This window comes from uncultured Campylobacter sp. (assembly GCF_938002845.1).
In the GTDB taxonomy this organism is placed as follows: Bacteria; Campylobacterota; Campylobacteria; order Campylobacterales; family Campylobacteraceae; genus Campylobacter_B.
The window spans coordinates 47,820-70,862 of the sequence record NZ_CALKZP010000047.1 but is presented as its reverse complement, the minus strand read 5'-3'; the positions used below and the strand labels follow the sequence as shown (position 1 = coordinate 70,862).

The 23,043-nt window shown below is 48.0% G+C and carries 15 protein-coding genes and 4 pseudogenes; 5 read left to right on the top strand and 14 right to left on the bottom strand.

The window, feature by feature from the left end:
• Window positions 1-6 precede the first annotated feature (6 nt).
• The 13 genes and pseudogenes from nikR to sdhA form a co-directional block, all read right to left on the bottom strand.
• The gene (nikR, locus tag Q0224_RS07085) at window positions 7-438 is read right to left on the bottom strand and encodes a nickel-responsive transcriptional regulator NikR (protein ID WP_297950143.1); all 432 of its coding nucleotides are present in this window, start codon (window positions 436-438) and stop codon (window positions 7-9) included.
• A 588-nt stretch (window positions 439-1,026) separates the two neighbouring features.
• Window positions 1,027-2,418: pseudogene (locus Q0224_RS07080) on the bottom strand (hypothetical protein); the annotation flags it as partial.
• Window positions 2,419-3,309: 891 nt separating this feature from the next.
• Window positions 3,310-3,576, bottom strand: a pseudogene (locus Q0224_RS10990) (Sua5/YciO/YrdC/YwlC family protein); the annotation flags it as partial.
• Window positions 3,577-4,272: 696 nt separating this feature from the next.
• A pseudogene (locus Q0224_RS07070) lies at window positions 4,273-5,622 on the bottom strand (Sua5/YciO/YrdC/YwlC family protein); the annotation flags it as partial.
• Between the two features lie 285 nt (window positions 5,623-5,907).
• Complete coding sequence (locus tag Q0224_RS07065; protein WP_297950142.1) at window positions 5,908-7,545, bottom strand: hypothetical protein; 1,638 nt, start codon at window positions 7,543-7,545, stop codon at window positions 5,908-5,910.
• Complete coding sequence (locus tag Q0224_RS07060) at window positions 7,529-8,278, bottom strand: hydrogenase maturation protease (protein WP_297950154.1); 750 nt, start codon at window positions 8,276-8,278, stop codon at window positions 7,529-7,531. The genes Q0224_RS07065 and Q0224_RS07060 overlap by 17 nt, the downstream gene beginning before the upstream one ends.
• 60 nt (window positions 8,279-8,338) lie before the next feature.
• Window positions 8,339-8,434 (bottom strand): annotated as a pseudogene (locus Q0224_RS07055) (hydrogenase expression/formation protein); the annotation flags it as partial.
• Entirely contained in the window at window positions 8,431-9,105 is a 675-nt protein-coding gene (cybH, locus tag Q0224_RS07050; protein WP_005870440.1) for a Ni/Fe-hydrogenase, b-type cytochrome subunit, read from the bottom strand. The pseudogene Q0224_RS07055 and the gene cybH, both read right to left, overlap by 4 nt.
• A 3-nt stretch (window positions 9,106-9,108) precedes the next feature.
• Window positions 9,109-10,830, bottom strand: coding sequence for a nickel-dependent hydrogenase large subunit (locus tag Q0224_RS07045; RefSeq protein ID WP_297950141.1), 1,722 nt, complete (start codon window positions 10,828-10,830; stop codon window positions 9,109-9,111).
• 2 nt (window positions 10,831-10,832) lie between these two features.
• Complete coding sequence (locus Q0224_RS07040; protein ID WP_297950140.1) at window positions 10,833-11,978, bottom strand: hydrogenase small subunit; 1,146 nt, start codon at window positions 11,976-11,978, stop codon at window positions 10,833-10,835.
• A 410-nt stretch (window positions 11,979-12,388) separates the two neighbouring features.
• On the bottom strand, window positions 12,389-13,246 hold the full coding sequence (gene sdhE, locus Q0224_RS07035; RefSeq protein ID WP_297950139.1) for an 8-methylmenaquinol:fumarate reductase membrane anchor subunit: 858 nt from the start codon (window positions 13,244-13,246) through the stop codon (window positions 12,389-12,391).
• Window positions 13,247-13,256: 10 nt separating this feature from the next.
• A complete protein-coding gene (sdhB, locus tag Q0224_RS07030; RefSeq protein WP_297950137.1) occupies window positions 13,257-14,231 on the bottom strand; it encodes an 8-methylmenaquinol:fumarate reductase iron-sulfur subunit in 975 nt (324 codons plus the stop codon).
• The gene (gene sdhA / locus Q0224_RS07025) at window positions 14,228-16,108 is read right to left on the bottom strand and encodes an 8-methylmenaquinol:fumarate reductase flavoprotein subunit (RefSeq protein ID WP_297950136.1); all 1,881 of its coding nucleotides are present in this window, start codon (window positions 16,106-16,108) and stop codon (window positions 14,228-14,230) included. The genes sdhB and sdhA overlap by 4 nt, the downstream gene beginning before the upstream one ends.
• A gap of 156 nt (window positions 16,109-16,264) precedes the next feature.
• Between sdhA and Q0224_RS07020 the strand changes: the two genes are divergently transcribed.
• Complete coding sequence (locus Q0224_RS07020; protein WP_297950135.1) at window positions 16,265-17,155, top strand: LysR family transcriptional regulator; 891 nt, start codon at window positions 16,265-16,267, stop codon at window positions 17,153-17,155.
• A gap of 204 nt (window positions 17,156-17,359) precedes the next feature.
• On the opposite strand, the gene Q0224_RS07015 is transcribed toward Q0224_RS07020, so the two are convergent.
• Window positions 17,360-18,976 (bottom strand): phosphoethanolamine transferase, encoded by a 1,617-nt coding sequence (locus Q0224_RS07015; protein ID WP_297950134.1) that lies wholly within the window; start codon window positions 18,974-18,976, stop codon window positions 17,360-17,362.
• Between the two features lie 207 nt (window positions 18,977-19,183).
• Here Q0224_RS07015 and Q0224_RS07010 point away from each other — a divergent pair, with 207 nt between their 5' ends.
• From Q0224_RS07010 to Q0224_RS06995, 4 genes are all read left to right on the top strand, one after another.
• Entirely contained in the window at window positions 19,184-19,687 is a 504-nt protein-coding gene (locus tag Q0224_RS07010; protein WP_297950133.1) for a PepSY domain-containing protein, read from the top strand.
• A gap of 13 nt (window positions 19,688-19,700) precedes the next feature.
• Window positions 19,701-20,330, top strand: coding sequence for a hypothetical protein (locus tag Q0224_RS07005; protein WP_297950132.1), 630 nt, complete (start codon window positions 19,701-19,703; stop codon window positions 20,328-20,330).
• A 131-nt stretch (window positions 20,331-20,461) separates the two neighbouring features.
• Entirely contained in the window at window positions 20,462-21,124 is a 663-nt protein-coding gene (locus tag Q0224_RS07000; RefSeq protein WP_297950131.1) for a response regulator transcription factor, read from the top strand.
• Entirely contained in the window at window positions 21,108-22,829 is a 1,722-nt protein-coding gene (locus Q0224_RS06995) for a HAMP domain-containing sensor histidine kinase (protein ID WP_297950130.1), read from the top strand. Before Q0224_RS07000 ends, Q0224_RS06995 begins: the two co-directional genes overlap by 17 nt.
• Window positions 22,830-23,043: the final 214 nt, after the last annotated feature.

The window sequence follows — 23,043 nt, the reverse complement described above, 5'->3', positions numbered from 1 at the left end:
AAAGCCCTACGCTTCGGTGATGACCGCATTTACGAGCTTGGAAAATTTCACCCCTTTTAGCGCGCCGATTTTGGCGCTGAGCCGCTCGATTTTTGAAATTTTATCCCGCATCGTGATCTCCTCGAAGCAGTGGCGCTCGTCGATGTGAAAGTGGCTGGTGCTGATGATGGTGACATTTGCGTGGTGCTCGATCTCTACGAGCTGCTCGATCAGATCGCTTTGGTGATGATCGTAAGCGATGCAAAGCACGCCCACGCAGTCATCCTCGCCATCTCCGTGAAGTACGCCCTCGACCATCTTTTCGCGTATGAGATCGCGGATAAACTCGCTACGGCTTAGGTATTGCTTGGCGCGCACCATCTCATCGAGATCCTCAAAAAGCTTCGTCGGCAGCGAAATGCTAAATCTTACGGCGCTTTCTTTTTCCTCTTTTTTCATAGCTCCCCCTATTTCGCGTATTTTGAACGTAATTTTACCGAAATTCCGCTCAAATAGTAAGAATTTCGCGCTAATTTGGCTTATTCTTTAAAATTTAAAGCTCCAAGGCATCGTGCGTATTTTGAAATTTTGCTCGCGATTTCGCGTTATATTTTAGTGCTAGCGCGATGAAATTTTATCGGCGCTATATTGTTTTAAATTCTATCGCATCGCGATTTTGTGTCCAAATTTTAAAGAGGCGGGCGCCAAATAGCGCCTTGGCTTAGGATTTATGCAGTATCTAGCCACGCGCTGCGATGGAATTTTACATCGATCGCCACGGCGGCGCGCCGTGACGCTCAAGCGGCGGCGGAAGCGCATTGTTTAAATTTCAAAATTTAACGTTTCGGATGTGATATCAGGCGACAAGACGTAAATTTTTGCTGATTTTGCGATTTTCGAGAAGCTATCTGCGGCGTATTTATCGCCCGTAGCGTATCGCAAAGTGCGAGCATAGCGCAGAGCTCAATCAAATTTATCGGCGAGATGATACTGATAAAATTTTACCGAGTCGGCTTAGCGCGATAGTCGCGTTTTTTATGGACGAGCTTAGCGCGAAATCTCGCTTAGATACGCCGCGAGCTGCCCGTATGCGATACCGCTGTCGTTGCAAGAAACGGCACGGTTTAGATGAAATTTTACCCCTCGTTCGCGCAGCTTTTCGCACGTGAGATTTAGAAGCGTCGCGTTTTGAAAGACTCCGCCGCTTAGCACGACCTCGAGCCCAAAGCTCTCTGCAAACTCCGCGATGAAGTTTGCCAAGCCGTTTATAAATTTCGTCGCGGCCAAGCGCGGCTCATCGCTCAAAGCCTGCAAAAACGCCTCTTCGTAATCAATCACGTAGCATTCGCCCTCAAGGCTTGGCGCGCAAGCTTCGTTTTGCGGATTATGATCCGCATCGACGACGTTTTTGCTTTCAGAATTTATTAAATTTAGGGCGGATGCTTGCTTTATAGAATTTGCGGCGGCGTTTGCATTCTTTTCACCGCTGCCTGCGATGTTTCGAGCCGCCCGCTCAGGCCAGTCTTTGCTTGCCGCATCGTCCGCGAGCTTTTTAAAATCGCCTCGTAACACGCAGCTGTTTTTGGCGCCGCTATTATTTTGCGCATTCAAACCGCCCTGCTCCGCTTCGCACCCTGTTTTATACCGCAAATAATCGGCGCTGCGCTGCTGCGAAGCGGAATACGGCGCATTTTGGATAAAATTTTCGCCTGCTTTTTTCAGCCTAAATTTATAGCTCTGCTCGCAACCTTCGATATAGAGGTTTTCTAGCCGCATACCAGCCTCGCCGTCGAAGCTTACGGCTCGTAGATCGCAAATAACCGCTGCAAACGCGTCGAATAGCCGCCCTAGCGAGCTTGAGCGGACGGCACGCGGCGCGATTTTTTCCAAATTTGCCACTTCGCTCGCGCTAAATTTTGTCAAAAACTCGCGCGCGGTGCCCTTTGCGTTAAATTTAAACACGAGCGCAAGCGCAAGTTTGTAGATATTTTTGATCGCATTTTCGCCGCCTATAAGCGCGATCTCGTCAAATTTCGCCACGCGACGGTAGCCGCGCGGATCAAAGACCATCACCTCGCCGCCCCAGATCGTGCCGTCCGTACCGTAGCCGGTGCCGTCAAAGCAAAAGCCGAGGTATTTTTTGCCGCTGCTTAGCAGCTCATTTTGCGCCAGATTCGACACCAGATGCGCGAAATGGTGCTGGTAGCGCACCACTGGGTATCCGCGCTGCTCGAAAAATCGCGTATGCGAAAACTGCGGGTGCAGATCCGCGATGACGGCGTCGAATTTCAGCTCGTAGGCGCGCACGAACATATCCAAAAGCGCGAAAAATCGCTCATTCGTGGCGACATTTTTAAGATCGCCGATGTAGGGCGAGATGAAAATTTGCCCGTCTTTATAGATCGCAAACTGATTTTTAAGCTCCGCTCCGAGCGCCAGGAAAGTGCCTTTCGCGTGGAATTTGCTAGGGAAAATTTTTGGATTCATTCCGCGAGATGTTCGCAAAAACAGCGCGCGATTTAAAATTCCGCTCGCTTGATCGTTCGCGCTTTTGAAATTTAACGCTGCGACGCCGTTTTTAAAATTTAATGTTGTGTCCTGGCTGCCTAGGGTCGCGCCTCGCTTACTATTTGAAGTCGCAAAGCGCTCGCTATCCAGGACTGCGATATTATGCATGACTTCGCTTGACGCCGCTACGTCGCTTTTTAAATTTGAAGGTGCGGCGCCAAATTTATCGCTCAATGTTGACGCGCCCTGCTCGCCTTTTGCTTTTTTGAAATTTTTCGCGTTCTCGGGGCTGCGGCGCTTCATATCAATCAATGCCACGCCGTTTTTAAAATTTAAAGATGCACCGTCGCGTTCATCGTTTGATGCCACGACGTTGTGCCCGTCATCCGAGAGCGTGTCACAACTATCTATCGCCGCATCGGCGCTTTCATCGGCTGCCGCCGCATCGCAGATGCTACCTAGTGCGGCGCTTTCTTGCTCGTTTTTTGCTTTTTTGGATAAATTCTGCGAATTTTTTAGCTCGCAAACGGCTACTTGCGAGCTTTGCAGACCTTCACTCGGATCACGCTTCGAGCCTTGCTTGGAATTTGCCCGTTTCAGATCATCGCTTTTCGAGTTTGACGTATTTTCATTCAGCTGCCGCTTTATAATCACGTTCAAATCGGACTTCGTATCGATCGAAGGAAGCGACATAGCATGCGGTGCTTCAAAATCTTGCGCCATATTCTCGCTGTGAGCCTGGGTCTCAAGCGTGTATATATCGTGCGTGTGATCGTTTGCATTCGCGCTTGCAGCTTCTTTTTTAATTTCCTGTAAAAACGTGATACTATCGTCGCTCGGCGTTAAAATTTCGCGGTCGTTATCCAGGTAAAACGAGATGACGCCGCCCAGCTTCGCGCGCAGTTCCTCGCTGCTGAAAATAATGGGCTCGCCGCTAATATTCGCGCTTGTGGCGACGATCGGGCGAGCAAAATATTCAAAAAGCAGTAGATGCACGCCGGTGTTGGCTAGGAAAATGCCGATTTTATTAAGATTTGGCGCCACGCTTGGAGCGATAAAAATCGCACCCGCCTTAAAAATCGCCGAAAAGCTCGCAGGTAAACGCACGAAATTGCCCCTGTTAGCGGAACATGCGCCATGCGCCTCCGCCACACACGCCTGCGCAGAGCATGAGCCTTCCGAATTTATCGTCTGTTCCGGACTCGGCTCGCACGTCGCACGCTGCAAGTCTACTCCATCCTCAACATGTCGCAAACCCTGAATATTCGCCGAATTTTGCGAAATAGACTCGTCCGGCGCAAGCCGAGAATCAGGCTCATTCGCCGCGCATCGCGAGTCTTGGCTATCCACTGCGGGTTGCAAATTTAAATTATTGGTTGTATGTCGTAGCTCTAGCCCACCTTCTGCTTGCAGCGAGCTCAAATTTTTAGCCGCGCACTGCAAATCAGACCCATCGTATGCGCGCTCTAGCTCGTTTGTAGCGCTCTGCAAATCGTCTGCTGCTAGCGTATCGCAGGCGAAATTACGGTGCGTCGTTTTACTGAAAATTTGTGCACTCTGTAATTCGCCCTGCTCCGTGTAATTCTCAGCGCCTTGCGTGCTAAAATTTTGCGCCGAGGAATTGCGTAAATTTTGTAACGCAGAGCCCCGCCCTTGCGCCGAATTCTCTTGCTCGCCAGTAAATTTCGGCGACATAGGATTTTTGCTTTGCGCCTTTAAATTTTGCGTACCGAAATCCGCCGCAAAGCCCGCCTCTGTGCGCCAAACAAACTCACGCTTTTTTAAAATCACGATCGGCTTGACGTTACAGTCTATCAGCGCCTCTTCCTCCGCGCTTAAAATTGCTGCGCGCCCTACTTGCGCTGCATCACGACACATGATTGCAAAAGGCTTGCTCGGGCGTTTTTTGAGCGTTCGCAGCATCCGTACTGTGCGCTCATTCGTCGCATCGCAGACGATGTGAAAGCCGCCCATCCCCTTGATCGCGCCGATCTGCCCGCGCTGCAAAAACTCTGCCGTGCGCGCTACCGCATCCTCGCCGCTTGATAAAATTTCACCGCGCGCGCCGCATAAAAACAGCTGCGGGCCGCAGTGCGGGCAGGAGATCGGCTCGGCGTGATAGCGGCGCGTAAGCGGGTCCGTGTATTCGCCGCGGCAGAACTCGCACATCTCAAACTCCCTCATCGTGGTGTTTGCGCGGTCATACGGCAGCGCGGCGATGATGCTAAGGCGCGGGCCGCAATCGGTGCAGTTGATAAAAGGATAGTGGAAGCGTGGATTTTGCGGGTCGTAAAACTCTTTTTTACACTGATCGCAGATCGCAAAATCGGGCAAAATTGGGTTAAATTTACGCCCCTCCTTGGATTGCGTGATCTTAAAATCAGTAAAATTCTGCGTAAAATCTTGCGTATTTAGATCGGTGCGGATAATTTTATCGATACGACAAAGCGGCGGCGTCTCGCTGTGAAGGCGTTGTTCGAAAATTTTTAAAATTTCTTCTTCGCGCAGATATTGCTCGACACTTTGTGAATCGTGTTTAAAGTCCTGCAAATTCCCCTTCGCGCCTTGCAAGTCGCGCTTAATATTTTGCAAGCCTTGCAACGATTCATTCTGTGATATACCACGCTGCTGCGACGAATTTTGCACGACGGAATTTTGATCCGACGAAGCGGGAAAAATGGAGCCCTGCTCGTTTAGATTGGTCTCGAATAAGTTTGGTAAAAATTTCTCGCTCGCTGTGGCTTGCGAATCGCTCGTCAAATTATGCGGCAAGCTCGGCGTACTCTGCGGCGAGAAGGAGCTCTCGTTTAAATTTGGACTTGCAAAATTTTGTGATGAGTTCGCGGCCTTGTTAGTATCCGACTCGGCAGAATTGAAAGACCGAGCAGCCGATGGCGATATTTTCTGCGCTTGAATTTCGTTAGAATTCGTCTCATCTAAATTTAAAGGGGCGGAATTTTTATCAATCGAGCCTTTTTGCGGCTCGGAAAGGTCTGTGCAAACGATGATTTTAACGCCCTCGCCGTCGTTATAAACTTCGCCTTTTAGCCCCAAATCCACGGCGAGCTTGTAGACGAACGGGCGAAACCCGACCCCCTGCACCGCTCCGAAAACCTCAAATTTAGCCGCTTTCATACACATGCTTTCATAAATTGCGCGCCGCAGGAGCTATTTTGCAAGCAAGTTGCGCTCGCGGCGGGCGGACAAAGCGTTCCGGACGCTGCAAAATGTGCTCTAAATTTAATAAAATTCGTTCCTTCACGCTCGCGCCCCTTGCCGCTTTTTTAAAATTTCGCGCGATCTCATCTGCGTTAAATTTAGCCCGTATGGCGCGGCTATCGGCACTGCAATGCCCGCGCAACTTGCTGTTTTGCGGATAAGGTTTTGAAACTTTGCCGAAAATTCGCATATACACCCGATCTAGCGAGCTTGAAGCGCGAAGCTGTCGCTAAAGCTCGCGTCAAAATTTTTGCAAAGCTTAAGCATTAAATCTGCGAACTTGCGCCCGCTAAACATCGCGCCACCGAAGATCAAAACGTCAAAATCCTCTTTGCGCTCATCCGCCAGATCGCTTAAAAAATAGCCCAAACTATCGAAAAATCCGAACGCAAACAGCTTTTCATTGGCGCCTGCGAGTGCATAGCTCATCGCCGAGCGCAAAATTTTATCCGCTTGCACGCAGCCGCGCTCATCAGTGCAAAAATCGAGTCGCACCCCTTTGCCGCCCGCAAAATCCTCCGCAGCCGCTATCAAAAACGCCGCATCGCGCCCCCAGATAAGCTGTGCGGCGACGCTAAAGATGGTGTGAAATCCCGCGTTTGCACTTTTTAAAATTTCATCGATTTTTGCGACGTTTACGCTAAATTTGGCGCTGAAATTTTCAAGCAGCTTCGCGCCCGTTTCGTCCGCGCAAATTTGCGCCTTAAGCTCGTCGAAGCTGCGCGGCAGATTAAATTTAAGCAGAATTTTTTTAGAGCTTTCGCCGTAAATTGCGATCTCGTCGTCCGTGCCCACGCCCAAAAAGCAGCGCAAAACGCGTTTTTTGGAATCATTCAAAACCCCCTTCTCGCGGCACGTAAGCGCAAAAAGAGCGGAGTTTTTGTCGTTTGAGTTTTTCAGATAAGAGCTTGCGGCGTCGCTTAAAAAATCCTCGTTTTGCACGATCAAAAAGCCGTTTTGCAGCGGCGCGACCTTAAAAATTTTATCTTTCTGCGCCGCGCTTTCGCATTTTGCGCTTAAAAAATAGATCCCGTCGCTTGCCAAAGCGCGTCCCAGCGCAAACACGAATATGTCGCCCGCAAGCTTTACGTCAAAAAATTTAGGCGCGTCCTCGTGGTTTTTTCTAAAGATCGCATTGGTTTTTAGGCTTATGAGTGGCTTTTCGAAGGCTGCGAGCGCGATTTTACTCTTTTCGTCGCTCACAAAAATCCCATCCAGCGCGCCCACCCCCGCGGCTATCAAAAAATCGGCGCTAAAATCCACGTCCGCCTTGAGCGTGAAAGTTGCGCCGCCGCGCTTAATCTGCACCTTCTGAGCATGAAATAAGTTTATGCGGCAAAACTCCAGTAAGCGAGCAAAATTCTCCCTGTTTACCGCTTTAAATTTGCCGTCATGAAGTACGCTGGCGCCGCTTATTATTTCGAATTCGTTTTGAGAGGGCTCGGCGTGAGCGAGGTATTCCTTCATCACTCGCGGGGTAAAATTATTAAATTTAGCCGCGCTATGGGCATTTGAAATTTCATCCTCAAAAAATTTGCTTATATCGCCCGAGGAGGTATCTTCAAATGTGCCGTTAAATTTCAGCGCTTTCGCTTCGGCGCTGCCCTCGTCCACCACGCGCACGGAGGATTTTGCCAAAAATATGGAGTTTGGAATCAGCGGCATCGCCTCATCGCTAAATTTTAAAATTTCATCCTCGCCGCCACGCACGAAAAGGCTTATTAAGCTCGCCTCTTTTTTTAGGCAAAACTCAAGTGCGCTTTTGCGAGCATAAAACAGCAAGAAGTGCGCTATGAGCGCGTTTTCATTAAGGTAATTAAACTCATATGCTATTATCATCTCGCCCCCTTTTTGCAAATCGATCCGCGATGTCTTGGGCGCTAAGATTGGCGATTTTTTCATGCGCGAAGCCAAGATCCGATAGGTACTTAAGCGCCGTTTTTTCCATGATTTTTGAGGACTCTAAAATCACGGAACTTAGCTTAAAGCTTGCTTCCTCGATGCGCCGCGGCACGACAGCTAGAATTTTAACGTGAGGCAGATCGCCGCAAAGATCCATCATTTGCAGGGTTTGAAGCATTTCGACCTCGTGTACCGAACCGCTCCAGCTGATCTGCTTAGGCATCGCCTCGTAGTCGAAAAAATACACTTCGCCGCCCTTTGCGCCGTCCGCGTCTATACAATCTACGAGCAAAATTTCATCAAATTCCGCCATCGTAGGCATCAAAAAGCTAGCCAGAGTCCCGCCGTCGATAAATCGGATCTGATCCGTGCTACTGCTCGGCGTGGCTGAATTTACGGCGATAAAGTCCGCATTGATAGAGCTTTGCGCTGCGGAATTTATGATGGAATTTTGCGAAGTAGAATTTAAAGCGAAATTTTGCGCCGTGGAAATTTGTGCGGCGGAATTTCGATCTAAATTTACCGCCGTAGAATTTCGGAGAGAATTCACTGCCGCGGAATTCCGCTCGGAGATAAAATTTTCATTCGCAGAATTTTGCAAGGGGTCGCGCTCTGTGGAATTTTGCGAGGTAGAATTTTGTATTGCAGAGACTTGGGCGGAATTTTGCATGAAATTCTGCGCCGCGAAATCCTCGCCCGCCATAGAATTTCGTGCGGCGGTTTTAGGATAAAATTTATAGTTCTGCGCGAGCGCGCGGACGAAGTGCACGCCTATGCCCTCGTCCGCGTAGATGACGTTGCCGATACCCAGTACCAGCACCCTCAAGCGTGCTCTTCCTTTTTAAATTTATAGCCGCTTACGATCGCATCCATCGCACCGTCCCTGCCCTTAACGGCGTTAAAGACCGCCATATAGACGTGGATCGGCACGAAGATTATGATGATATTCATGCAAAGATGGTGAATCATTCGAACTTCGCTTAGACCGCCCATCGCAGCTTCCAGCGGGCGTAAGAGACCGTATAGCGCGCCGCCTAACCCTTCGTGATAGACGTGAACGTATAGAATCATTCCGGTTAGGCAGATCACGAATAGCACTAGATAAAAGCCCAGATATGATATGAACTGCAATGGGTTATAAACGCCGCGAAGATGCGGGTGCTCGCCCAAAAAGATATAGTATTTGATCTGAGCGATCCAGACGCGCGGGCTAAAAAAATCCTTGATGCTTAAAAGCTCTTTTCTGCTCTTTTTATCGAAGAAGAAAAGATAGGTTTTAAAGATCGCCGCGCCGATCATCGCAAAGCCGAAGATCAGATGCACGAATCTAAATTTAGCCTGCATAAAAAGCACCGGCTCGGGACTCACCTCGGGCGCGGTGAAAACGAAGGCGATGTAATATCCGGTAATCACCAAAATCGTAATGCAAAGCGCGCGCAGCCAGTGCGTGAGCCTAAGACCGATGGAGAACTCGTATTCCGCAAATCTTTTTTTCATCGTTTATCCTTTGCTGGGATCTACCCTATAGCAGCCGAGCTCCGCTCCTTTAGCGTCCATTACGTGCACGGCGCAGGCGATGCAAGGATCGAAAGAGTGGATGCGGCGGATAATCTCTAGCGGCTTGGAAAGATCGGCAAGTTTAAGTCCGATCAAGCAGGATTCGTAAGCACCCATAGCGCCGTCTTTATCCTTCGGAGTGGCGTTCCAAGTAGATGGCACGACCGCCTGCCAGTTTTTGATGACGCCCTTTTCGATCCTGCACCAGTGGCTAAGCGCACCGCGTGGCACATGACCGATATAGCGACCTTTGTATTCTTTGGAGTTATCGATTACATATTTTGCGCAGGTTTCGGTATCGCCGCTTTTTATGTTTGCGATCAAATTTTCTAGTGCGATCAGTCCGTTATCGGCTACGACTTTAGCCTCGATCATACGGCACGCCGTTCGTCCAAGCGTCGAAAACACCGCCTCAAGCGGCAAGCCGGCGTCTTTTAGGAATTGATCCACGACCTTTACGACGCGCTCGTTTTTCTTAGCGTAATTTACCATGATATTTGCAAGCGGTCCTACCTGAAGCGGCTTGCCGTCGTAGCGCGGAGCCTTGATCCAGCTGTACTTGCCCTGGGTATCGAGCACCTTCGTATGCGCTTCTTTGCCGTGCGCGTCGATGCTCTGTCCGTCCTTAAGGCCTGTATAATTCGGCTCCTGCTCGCCGTCGTAAGGATGAAGCGCCGCATCGTTTTTATACCACGCGTGCGTTGCCTCCTCGGTGATCTTGCTCTCATCAAGCTCTAAAACCTTGCTAATATCGCCGTCAAGGATCATGCCGCTTTGAAATAGCCATTCGTTCTTTGAAAGCTGAAATTCTTGATGAGTCCATAAATTTGCCACGCCGATATCGTTTAGCACGCTAGGCTCGTTGCCGTAAGCCTTCGCGGCCATTACGAGATCAGGATAGTAGGCGCGATTTACGAAGTCCGCGACCTCTTTAAATTTAGACATATATTCGCCCAGTCTTGCAGGGCTTAGGATATCCATCACGCAGGTTACGCCGCCTACGGTGAGGCTTTGCGGATGAGGCTGTTTCGCACCGAATATCGCCATCATCTGAGCCGCCGTGCGCTGAATGCGCAAACACTCAAGATAGTGCGAAAGAGCGATTAAATTTTGCTCCGGGCTAAGCTTATATGTTGGATGACCGAAGTAGGCGTTGGCAAAAGGCCCCAAAGCACCTTTCTTAACGAAAGCGCCCACGCGATCTTGCACCTCTTTTAGTTTATCCGCGCCGCACGCATAAGGGGTGTCGCAGTATTTAAACGCCTCTTCGCTTGCTTTTTTAGGATCGGCGCTAAGCGCGCTTACTACATCTACGAAATCAAGCCCGTGGAGTTGATAAAAATGCACCGGATGATCGTGCAAAAATAGCGCATTAGCCATCAGTGTGCGCGTTAGCAAGGCATTTAGCGGCGGAGTGATACCGAGGGCGTTTTCTACCGCGACGATACCCGCTTTGTAGTGCGAGAAGGTGCATACGCCGCAAATTCTTTGCATAAAAAATCCCGCATCGCGCGGATCTCTATTTTTTACTATGGTCTCAAGCCCGCGCCATAAAGTGGAGCTACTATAGGCTTCACGTACGATGTTTTCGTCGTCTACCACGACCTCTATTCTTAAATGTCCCTCTATTCTGGTTATCGGATCTATTACGATTCTTTGCGACATGATTATTCCCCTTTATCTTTCTTAAATGACGCAATCGCCGCGTGTGCCGCTACCGCAACACCCGTGATCGCTAAAATTCCGACACCTATCTTATCTGCGGTAGCATCAGCGCCGAGCCCGCCGAAAACACTTTCATAAAGGCGATCCGCCAAAGGCTCCTCAAAAGGTCCCATATGATCCCAAAAATCAGGTTCCGAGCAGCCTATGCAGCCGTGACCAGCCTGTACCGGCCAGCTAGTGTGGGAGTTGAAGCGCTCGCGCGAGCAGTTATTAAATGTATAAGGGCCCTTGCAGCCTACTTTATAAAGGCAATATCCGTCCTTTGCGCCCGCATCGCCGAAGCTTTCTACAAACTCGCCCGCGTCGAAATGTCCGCGGCGCTCGCACAGATCATGTATTCGCAGCCCGTAAGCCCATTTCGGTCGGTTGTAAACGTCAAGGCTTGGAAGCGTGCCGAAAAGGATGAAATTTAGCACGTTACCTACGATATTTTTTTCGTTAGGTGGACAGCCCGGGATGTTGACGACGGGTTTGCTTATGATTTTGTCCAAACCTACTGCGCCGGTCGGATTCGGAGCCGCGGCTTGGATACCGCCGAAGCTCGAACAGGTGCCGATAGCAAATATCGCCGCAGCGCCCTCGGCAGCATCTTTGCAGTGCTGAGCTCCGCTTTTGCCCTCAGGTCCGACGGTTAGGAAAAATTCATTTTTCCCGCTTGGAATTCCGCCCTCTACCATTAAGATATAGCGCCCCTTATATTTTTCGATCGCGCCCTCTAAATTTTCCTCGGCTTGCCAGCCTGCGGCAGCCATTATCGTCTCGTGGTATTCGAGGCTGATGTAATCGAATATGAGACTGTCGATCGTAGGCGTATCGGTGCGAAGTAAGCTCTCGCTACAGCCCGTGCACTCCGCCATATGAAGCCAGATCACCGGCAAGCGATCCGCAAGCTCCGCCGCTCGCGCCACGCTCGGCGCAAATGCGGCCGGAAGCCCTAGCATCGCGGTCATCGCTCCGCTCCATTTCATAAAATCGCGGCGCGAAAAACCCTTGCTTTTAAGCCTTTCTTGTATGCTTTCCTCCGCTTTTATTCGCGGCAAACGCTCAACGGCATCAAGTCTAGCCGAAATTTGAGCTAAATCAACCATAATGTCCTCCTGAAATTTAGGATATTTTTAAATAGCATTTTATCAAAATTTAGAATTCATGCACCTTAAATTTGATCCGATTTAATTAAAATTTTATATTTATTCGCCGCTTAAAAAGTTTTTGATTTAAAAATAAAATAGTTACGGAGGATTTAAATTCGGACATTTTTAAATTTATAAAATTTAAAAGGCGATTTAAAATTTAGCGCAGCAAATGAAACATTAAAATTTACGAAGCAGTGAAATTTTATCAAGAATTTTATAGTAGCGGAAAGTATTTTAGAATAAAGTAAGCGTAGATCGGATGATTTTGTGAAATACTCGCCAGGCGCACTATGTGTGCGCCACAGCGAAGTATTTTTGCAAAATCATCCGTTAAATTTTAGAAAATTCTAAAAATTTCTCAAAAACTAGCTTACCAATCTCGTTGCATCTTGGATATTGATGTTTAGTCCAAGCTGCTCGTTGCTTAGCCCAAGAGCAAGGCCCACAAGCTGGGATAGGTGGATGATCGGCTTTCTTGCCTTGGAGTTCATCGCTTCTTGGTATCGCTCCTGATAGATATCTAGCTGCATCTGACATAGCGGACAAGGAGTAACTACGACGTCCGCTCCGTGCTCGGCAGCGTCATTTACGATCTCGCTTGACATCTTTTGAACCGATTTTACCGCAGGATAGCTAGCGTGAAAGCCGCAGCAATCAAGGCGTTTTTCAAAAGGTACGATCTGAGCACCAAGTGCGCTAACTACCGCTTCAAAGCTTTTCGGATTGGTCGAGCTTTCTTTTTTAAGCTCGCGCTCCGGTCTTAATGAGTGACAGCCGTAAAATAGAGCTACTTTTAAATTTGTTAACGGCCTCGTGACTTTAGCTTTTAACGTGTCTAAGTTTTGATATAGCACCCAAAGCAGGCTTGTTATCTCGGTACTTCCCTGATACTGCATACCGCCCTCTTTTAAAAAGGTATTGATATAGCTTTTGGCTCCCTTATCCAAAGCTAGCTTTGCTTTAGTTAGAGTTAGCATACAGGTGGAGCAGGTAGTTAGCAGAGGCATATTCATACCCTCGGCTAGCGCGATGTTTCTGGCATTAGCCACTAAGCTTGCCATAGGATCGACGCATTGAGCTTGACTAGCCCCGCAGCAGCTCCAGCCCTTTATCTCGTGAAGTTTAATACCCAGCACCGGAGCGATCGCTTCGAGTGAAATTTTAGATTCCTTTGCGGCTTGACTTAAAACGCAACCCGGGAAAAATGCAAATTCGTTATTCATCCTCTCCTCCTTATTCTATCTCGCCGCTAGCTTGAGCTTTGCGTGCGGCCTCTATCATCTTAACGAGCCCTGCATGTCCCTCGATCTCCTCGCCGCCGAAAGCATGAAGAGGATTCATCTTGCCCGCAGCCATTAAATTTGCCGCTACGTCCATCTTGCCCATATTTGCAAATACGCCTTCGCTTCTTAAAGCAAGCTTGATCTCGTTTAGCCTTCCGCTTCCCTCTACGATGTCTAGCAGGAATGCCTCTGCGTGAGCTGGACCGCTTCCTGCGGTAAGTCCTTTTTTCATCGCTAAGGCGCGAAGTGCGGTGATGTCGCTTTGAGCGCTTATGCCTTTAGGGCAGCGATCGGCGCACTCTTGGCAGTGTACGCATAGCCATAATCCGTTTAGAACCGCAGGCTTTAGATGAGGCATAGCGTCCCTGCTTCTTGAATCAAACGCGGCGCGGTTAGCATGCGTGAAAACAAAGGGCTGCATATAATCGCTCGCGTCCGCTCCAAGTTTATTGCATTCGCTAGCGCAACATCCGCAAAGTATGCAATCCCACTGCTTTTTAATTCGTTCCATCTGCTCCGGGCTTTGCTTACAGCCCTTATCGGCGCTAAATTCTTTCTTAGGCGTAATAGTAGGCTTGATCTTTCTTAAATTCTCGATACTAGGCTCCCAATCCACCACTAGATCCGAAATCACTCGGAAATTATTTAGCGGCGAGATCGTAAAACTATCAGGGTTTTCATACTCCGCAAGCAGAGCTTCCATCTTGGTATCGCAGGCAAGATATGAGTGTCCGTTTACCCTTACGGCACAGGCTCCGCATATCGCCATACGACACGCTGCGGTAAAATTTAAAGTGATGTCTAAATTTTGCTTTATAAACTGCAAAACTCCAAGCAGGGTCTTTCCTTTGATCTGCTCTAAACTAAGCTCGTAGGCTTGCTTATAATTTTTGCTTCCGTCGAAGCGGTCTATAATAAATTTCATTGAGGTTTCCTTCCGTCAAGAGAGAATTCCGTAACGACGACCTCTTTGTAGCCCAAGCTTAGCTCGCCTGCGTCGTTCATCGTCACGATACTGTGCTTTAAGAAATTTTTATCGTCGCGCTTCGGATAGTCCTCTCTGGTATGCGCGCCGCGACTTTCAAGCCTCTTTTGTGCAGCCAAACACGCACAGCGCGCAAGCAGGATCAAATTTCCAAGCTCGACGTAGTCGGTAAATGCGGTATTCATAACCGGATTTGCATCCGCAACATGCAGCTCGTCGTAGCGCGCTTTAATGCCCTCTAAATTTTGCGAAAGCAGATCTAGCTTCTCGCCTGTTCTAAAGATACCCATATTGTCCCAAAGCTGCGCGCCTAGCTCTTCGCGTAACTCATACATCTCGTTTGCCTTGCCCGAGCCGTTTGCGATCTGCTTAAATTTAGCCTGCCATTTTTGCGCGAGTTCGCTCGCTCTTTTGCCGTCACCGAAACTCTCCTGCTTCGCGGCATAATCCGCTGCGCTGAGCCCTGCGAGTTTGCCCGTTACGACTGCATCGGTTAAAGAATTTCCACCCAAGCGGTTTGCTCCGTGGATCGAAATACAAGACGCTTCGCCCGCGGTGTAAAGCCCCGAAATTTTAGTACTCATATCGTCAAATTTAGACACTTCGATGCCGCCCATCGAGTAGTGTGCGGTCGGACGAATCGGAATCGGCTGTTCAATAAGATCGATACCCTCAAACAAAATGGCGGTGTGTCTAATCTTAGGAAGGGCTTTTAAAATTTTATCTTTTCCGAGATGTCTTACGTCAAGTAGCACGTATGCGCCGAGTCCCTCGCCATATCCCCTACCCTCGCGAATCTCGGTTTCGATCGCGCGAGCTACTACATCGCGCGGCGCAAGCTCCATCTTTTCGTGGTAGTTTTTCATAAAGCGCTCGCCTTTGTTGTTGAGCAGATATCCGCCCTCGCCGCGCGCAGCTTCGGTAATGAGCGCGCCGCCGCTTTTGATACCGGTCGGATGAAACTGCACCATCTCCGGATCGCTAAATCCAAGACCCGCGCGCAGTGCCGCCGCGATACCGTCGCCGGTAGCGATATAAGGTACCGAGGTGCGGTTGTAAAACATCCTCGTATATCCGCCCGTTGCGATCACCAAGGCTTTGCAAAGCACCGGATAAAAATCGCCGGTTTGGATATTTCGAAGCACGACGCCCTCGCATCTGCCATCAGGTGCGCTGATCTCAAGCAACTCGTGATCGATTAAAAATTTCACGCCGTTGCTGACCGCATCGTCAAAACAGGCGTGCATCAAGATATGACCCGTCTTATCGGCGGAGTAGTTGCATCGTTTTTTAGACGCGCCGCCCATAAAGCGCTGTGCTACGCCGCCCGGGACGCCGCTTTCTTTGCCATCCACGCCGCCGCTAGCGTTTCTGGAAAACAGCGTGCCGATGTAATCCATCTCGGCAATTGTAGGGCCCGCAAGCTCACAAAATTTAATCGCGGCGTCCTGATCTACGAGATATGCGCCGCCCTTTACGGTGTCGTAGGCGTGGAGTTTATACGAATCGCCGCCACTGAAACTAGTAACGCCGTTGATACCGCCTTCCGCCATACAGGTCGCGTTGCGCGAAGGCATCATCTTCGTAGCCACGACGACGCTGAGATTTGGATTACTCTTTCTTACCGCCACGGCTGCGCGCAAACCCGCGCCTCCCGATCCGATAACGAGTACGTCCACACTAGGAAGGCCGCCTTCGTTGCCGCCGTCTGCGCTTTTACTCTTGTCGGTATCCTCACAGCCGCTAAGGCTAAGCGCGCCGACGCTGATACAGGCCGATTTTAAGAAATCGCGTCTGTTGAAATTTGATTCGCTCATTTTCCTCTCCATTTGAGAAATTCTTAGCTTAAGTTTAAAGTTCTAAACTAAAAGCGTAATTTTAGTTTCATTTTTAACATAAGTCAAATATTATTTAGTGTATCATTTCATAAGAATTAAATTATCAATTGGAGAGGCTAAATGAATTTGCATCGCATGGAGCTAGTATTAAAAGTAGCAGAATTCCGTAGCTTTACTAAGGCTGCCGAGGCACTTAAAATCCCGCAGCCGTCGCTATCGCAGAGCATTTTATCACTGGAACGCGAGCTTGGAACGCAGCTTTTTAACCGCACGAGTAATCCCATTTCGCTTACGCACGCGGGAAAAATTTATGCTAGTAAAGCAAAAGTCATTTTTGACGCCATAAACGACCTAAAAAGCGATATCTCTGAAATAAGCGGCGTAAAAAATGATAAAATTCGCATCGGTTTTTCGCAAAACGGCTATAATCTCCTACCGTCGCTACTGCCGATGTTTTGCAAGAAATTTAAGGATTCGGATCTACAAATCACGCAATTTTCTTCTGCGCTTAGCATTCGTGAAACGCTACTTCAGGGCGATCTTGATGTCGGTATGCTGATACTTCCTATCGATATGAGCGGGCTTGACGGGGTTAAAATTCTAACGCAAAAAACCTATGTCGCTCTAAGCTCCACCCATCCGCTCTCGCTTGAGTTTAAAAACGAATCTGTTCCTAAAATTGACATTTCGCGCTTAAAAGAGGAAAGATTCATCCTGCCTAATCAAAGCCTAAGAAGTGCCGAGCAGATAGATGCGTTCTTTACCGCTGCGGGATTTGTGCCGAAAGTGCTGTGTCGCACGGAGACTTTCGACATCGCCAATGCTATCGTCGCAAGCGGCGCAGGAGCGTGCTTTAGCATACCGCAGATGATAAAAGAGGATAAGGCAAGCAGGATAAAGCTCTTTGACGTAGGCGCGCGCGAGCTTGATAATACGCTGATAATTGCCTATAAAAAAGGCAAACGTCTAAACCATCTAGCGCAGGCGTTTATCAAAACTGCACGTAAAATTTCTAATGAAATTTAAAATTCATAGCTCGCAACGATAAATGAGAGATTGAGTTTTTGCAGCACTTTGCCTCTGCATTAGCTTTTGCATAAAAAATTTTAGAGCAGATTTTGCTCAAGTTTAGGTAAAATTTCAAACTAAGCTTAAATTAGAATTTTGCCAATAGAATTTTTTATTGCTAAAATTTCACTCACAATTTACGACGGAATTTAGAGCGAAATTCTAATTTTTCACTCCATTTAAAATATCCAAATCCTTGTTATACACCTTGGTATCTACTTCAAAAATTCCAAGCAGCGTGTGAAAAAGATTATCGTGCGAAAAAGCGTCGTCCTTATGCGATTTAAGTGCGCTTAGATCGTATCTTTCGCGCATTTTTCCCTCACCTAGCCAAACAATCGCACCGATATGCTTTTGCGCCTCGGGAGCGAAAAGATAGGGCATGCCGTGCAGATAAACGCCGCCCTCGCCGAGGCTCTCGCCGTGATCACTCATATAGATCATCGCCGTTTCGTACGTCTTAGAATATGGTTTTAAAAATTCTACAACCTTGCTTAAAAAATAATCCGTGTATAAAATCGCGTTATCGTAGGCATTTGAAATTTCTTGCTGCGAGCAGTTCTCAAGCTCGTTATCGCGGCAAACGGGGCTAAATTTTTCAAATTCTTTCTTATAGCGCTTAAAATATGCAGGCCCGTGATTGCCCATCTGATGCAGCACGATTAATACATCTTTGCCCGCGTTTTCGGCGATAAATTTATCAAGCCCCGCAAGCATCCCCTCGTCCCTGCACTCTACGTCGCAGATCGGATTATTTTGCGGAATTTTAAAATCCTGATATTTCACGCGCAGCGCCACACCTTTGGAATCGGAATTGTTATCGCGCCACAAAATCGCCATGTCATCAGCGCGGTTTAGTATGTCTAATACGTTTTGCTCCTCCGCAGCCTTTTCGACGCTAAATTCCTCGCGATTTAGCAGCGAAAACATGCACGGCACGCTTTGCGCCGTCGAAGTGCCGCAAGAATGGGTATTGCTTAGGCTTACGACACCCTGCTCTTTGGCTAGTAGCGGATTAGTATCTCGCTCGTAGCCGTTTAGCGAAAATCTATCCGCTCTTGCCGCTTCGCCCACGACTACGACGACGAGCTTTTTTGAGCTTGTAGAATTTTCATCGATATGCGCGTCCGTAGCGATTTGCATCAGAGGCTGTGAGCCCTGCTTTTTAGATTTTGCGGCAAATTTAACGCCGCTGTAGATCCAATATCCGGGATTTGCGTAGCTGCGTAAAATTTTATGCTCTCTGAAAAACGACGCGTAGTATTTGCTAAATCCAAAAAGCAGCGCCGCGATGATTATTATGCAAATGCCCGCTACTTTGAGCTTAGCTAAAATTTCAAATTTAAGCGGACGGTAGCTAACGCGCGAGCGAACAATCAGCACGCAGGGTAAGACGCCCAGCACCAGCACGTAAATCGCCAGTCGCAGACTGAAAAGATCCGCTGATTCGGCAAAGTTCGTTTGGGCTGCGTTACGGATCATCTCCGAATCGATTACGACGTTATAGCTATCCATAAAATATGCCGTAAACGACGAAATAAAAAAGCAGATCATCAAAATCGGCTTGGTTGTATAGCGCGAGCTAAAAATCGTAAAAAATAGCGTCAAAAAAGCGATCAAAGCCGCCGCGTCGCAGACAAGATAGATAAAATTTAGCCCCGAGATTCCGTAGGCATTTATGATATTTTTAAAAAACGAGAAGTTAAAAAACGCCACAAAAGCAAGCGAGCTTAGAAAAATAAGTTTCTGCTGCGACGGATTTTTAAAAAAGCTAGGCACGAAGCGTTCCTTGAGATAAAATTTCAAGTTGGAATTTTACGGCGTTTTGGTAAATACTCGGAAATTCCGCGCTTCGTATCTCACAAATCGCAGCAAAATTTTTGTGAAATTTTAAAATTCCGCGCGTATTCATCTTAGCTTCATCTTGGAATTTTAAAATTGCGCCATCCAAAATAAAATTTGGAAATAAAATCAAAAGGATTAAAGATGAAAAATCTTAAAGCTTTAGGCGCGCTCGCCGCTACATTCGCCCTTGTAGGCGCATTAAACGCAGGAAACTTTAGCGAAAAAGATGCTAAAGTTTCATTCGATCAAGCGATAGGGATCGCACAGCAAAACTTTGGTGACGCGACTATAAAAAGCGTAGAAATCGACGATGAGCACGGAAGGCTCGTCTATGAGATCGAGTCGCATAAAGAAGGTAGCGAAAACGAGATCAAAATCGACGCTCAAAGCGGCGAAATTTTAAAGACTCAAACGCAAAAGAAGCTAAAGCCTAGTAAAATTGATTATTCGCAGGTCAAAATCAGTGCCGCAGACGCTCGCGCCAAAGCACTTAGCGCAAACGCCGGCTGGGATTTTCGCGAGGTTGATTTAAAAAGTAACGGCGGTAAGCCTGCATACGAAGTGAAACTGCGCCAAGGCATGAGCAAAAAAGAGGTGCTAATCGACGCTGCTACGGGCGAGCAGATCTCGCAGCGTCAAAAATAAGCAAAGGCGTGAGATGAAAAATCAAAGCTTAAAGGGTGGAGCAGATAACTCCGCCCAAACTAGTGAGGCTTTGAACGCTATGGATTTTAGCATAAACGAAAACGTTGACTATGGTGCCCAAAATGCAGACGCAGCTAAAAATTTAGATGAAAATGCGCAGGATTTTTCGGCAAATTTAGCAAGCGAAACAAGCGAGCGGAATCTCGCGCCCTGCGAGCAAAATTCTAAAGATTTTTCCAGCGTGGAATGTTGCGAAAATCAAAAAATTTCTGCGGATGCGAAAGATTATAAGGACGAGCGGAATTCTTTGCAGACGCAAGACTTATCAAGTGTACGAAATTTCACTAGCGAGCAAAATTTCGCCGATACACAAAATTTTTCTGATACAAGTAATTTCGCAAGCGCGCGAGATTCTGCCAGCGCAGCAAGCTGCGCGGAGGTTTGTAATTCTTGCAAGCCAGTGCTTTGCAGCCACTGCAAACGCGAAATCGCTAAGCAAAATTTCAAGCTTGGCTGCGTAGGATTTGGGCTTTTTGCGCTAAATATCGCAGCAGGCGCACTAAATTTTTTAGGGCGGTTAGGAAGCGTAGCGGATAAAAAGGCAAGCGAGATTAGAGCTAGGCAAAAGGCGCCTGCGAATTAGCGCAGCTCCCAACGCTACTGAAATTTAGTGGTGCATAAAGCGAGCAGGTTTACACATCCAAGGCGCCGCAAAATTTATACGTTTTTGGCTAAAATGGCGGATTAGAATTAGCAAAATTTTAAAGGAGCACTTTGAGAATTTTACTTGTCGAGGATGAAAAAGATCTAAATCAAATCATCGCAAAATGTCTGAAAAAGGACGGCTACAGCGTAGATTGCGCCTTTTGCGGCAAGGAAGCGCTAGAGTTTTTGGATGTCGCGAAATATGACGCTATCGTGCTTGATGCGATGATGCCCGTGATGGACGGCTTTGAGTTTTTGAAGGCGGCGCGGGCACGCGGACTGGGCACGCCGGTTTTATTTTTAACTGCGCGGGACGCCAAAGAAGATATCATCGCAGGGCTTGATCTGGGCGCAGACGATTATATGGTTAAGCCCTTTGATTTTCGTGAGCTTTTGGCGCGGCTTCGCGCAATTATCAGGCGCAAAAACGCTACTGCGGATAACGAAATTATCATAAGGCAAGTGTGCCTAAATCTAAGCAAAAAATCGGTCGTCTGCGCGGGTGAGGTAGTGGAGCTAACGGGTAAGGAATATAGAATTTTAGAGCTTTTGATGCTAAATCGCGGTGCGATTTTAAGCCGCGAACAAATCGGCGAGAGCATTTGGGATTTTAGCGGCGAAGCAAGCTCAAATGTTATCGATGTTTTAATCAAAAATATCCGCAAAAAGCTAGGCGAGCACGGCGATATAATAGAAACGAAGCGAGGGCTTGGCTATGTCGTGGCAAAATAGCAAGATTTGTATCAAAATTTCGGCGATTGCGAAGCAGATTTTTGTCACTACGGCGCTTTTCATATTAAAATTCGTGCGAAATTTTAAACAGAATTTTACGCATAATTTTGCGTGTTTAAAGAAAAGCCGCAAGAAAAATCCCACGCAAAATATCGAGTTAAACCAGACGCTAAATTCTACTCAAAGCCAGGCGTCAAATTTTAAACGGAATTCCACGCAAAATCCGGCATCAAATTCCGCGCCAAATTTTTCTGTTACAAGCGCAACGCCTGATCTAGCGCAAAATTCTAATAGCGTCCTCGCGCAAAGTCAAGAACAAAATTTCGCGTCTAAAATCACAATACAAAATTTTGCTCAAGTTTTATCTAGAGTATTTACAACCGCTAAGGAGAATTTTAGCTCACGCGCGCTACCTATCAGCCTGCGTGTGACGCTTTATTACAGCGTATTTATTTTGGCACTTGCAGGCGCTATTATCGGCATTTGCGGATATATTTTAGACGAAGTATCAGGAAGCTCCGTCAGCCAAAAAAAGCTTGCCCGTCTAGTGCAAAAAGCCGCGCGCGAGGGAAAATTTAACAGCTTTGATGACGGTGTATTTTTCTACGAGCATGACGGGAAAGGCGGCGTGATCGCAGGGTTTGTGCCTAAAGGCTTCGATCCTGCGTCGCCGCTTTCGCCTCAAGGCGCGCGCGAGGTGGAGCTTGATGACGACGAGTTTTTCTATTACGACGCGCAGATCAAAGGGCGCAGTGCATGGATACGCGGCGTCATCGCAGTTAGCGAGTTTGAGCTTGCGATGAAGCGCGTGATGCTGATAGCTCTTATCCTATCGCCGCTATTTGTAGTGCTAGTCATCTACGGCGGCTACGCGATCATAAAAAGAGCGTTTAAGCCCGTGCGCACTATGTCGTGTACAGCTAGCGAGATCGGAGCTAGCGGCGATTTTACGCGGCGAATAGAACTACCGCGAGGCAAGGATGAGCTAAGCGCGCTCGCAGCTACGTTTAATGAAATGCTAGCATCGCTGCAAAGCGCGTTTGAGCGCGAGCGGCAGCTAAGCGCCGACCTTTCGCATGAGCTGCGTACGCCCGCTGCCGTCATACTGGCTCAAAGCGACTACGCCCTAGCCTACGAGCAAGACGCGAGCGAGGCAAAGGAGAGTCTCGTCGTCATCAACAATCAAGCGCGTAAAATTTCGGCGCTAATAGAGCAGATTTTAGAGCTTGCCCGCTTGCAGCGCGGCGTGTGTTTGGTACCCGCAAGCTTAAGTAAGATCGCAAGCGAGTGCGCGCAAGACTTTCAACTTTTGTGCGCACAAAAAGGGCTAAGTTTTAGCTCGCAGATAGCTAAGGGCGTGCGCGTAAACGGCGATGAGCTGCTTTTGATCAGGCTGATTAACAATCTTTTAAGCAATGCTTTAAAATTTACGCGCAGCAGCGTCGTTTTAGAGCTTTGCGTCAGTGCAGACGCGTGCGAACTTAGCATAAGCGACGATGGAGAGGGCATAGAGCCTGCTTTGCAAAATAAAATTTGGGACAAGCTCTATCAAATCGAGCGTTCCAGAAATCGCGAGCAAAATAGTGGCGCGGGGCTCGGGCTAGCCATCGCCTCGCAAATCGCAAAGATCCATAATGCGCAGATTTCGCTGCGTAGCGAAGTAGGACGCGGAAGCAAATTTAGCGTGGAGTTTAAGAAGGTTTAGGCAGTTTTGTGGGCTTGGTGGCGTAAAGAAATGCTGGGCGGCGAAATTCTTAAAATTTTATCGCCTATTGTTGCTTAAAATTTAACGACTATAGCCGTATATAGGGGCGATGGTGTAATTTTAAAATTAGGCCGGCGTCGCCAATAATATCGGATGATTTTTGCGATAGTCGTGCGCTTTTAAATTTAAATGGGCCAAATTTTAAAATTTAGTT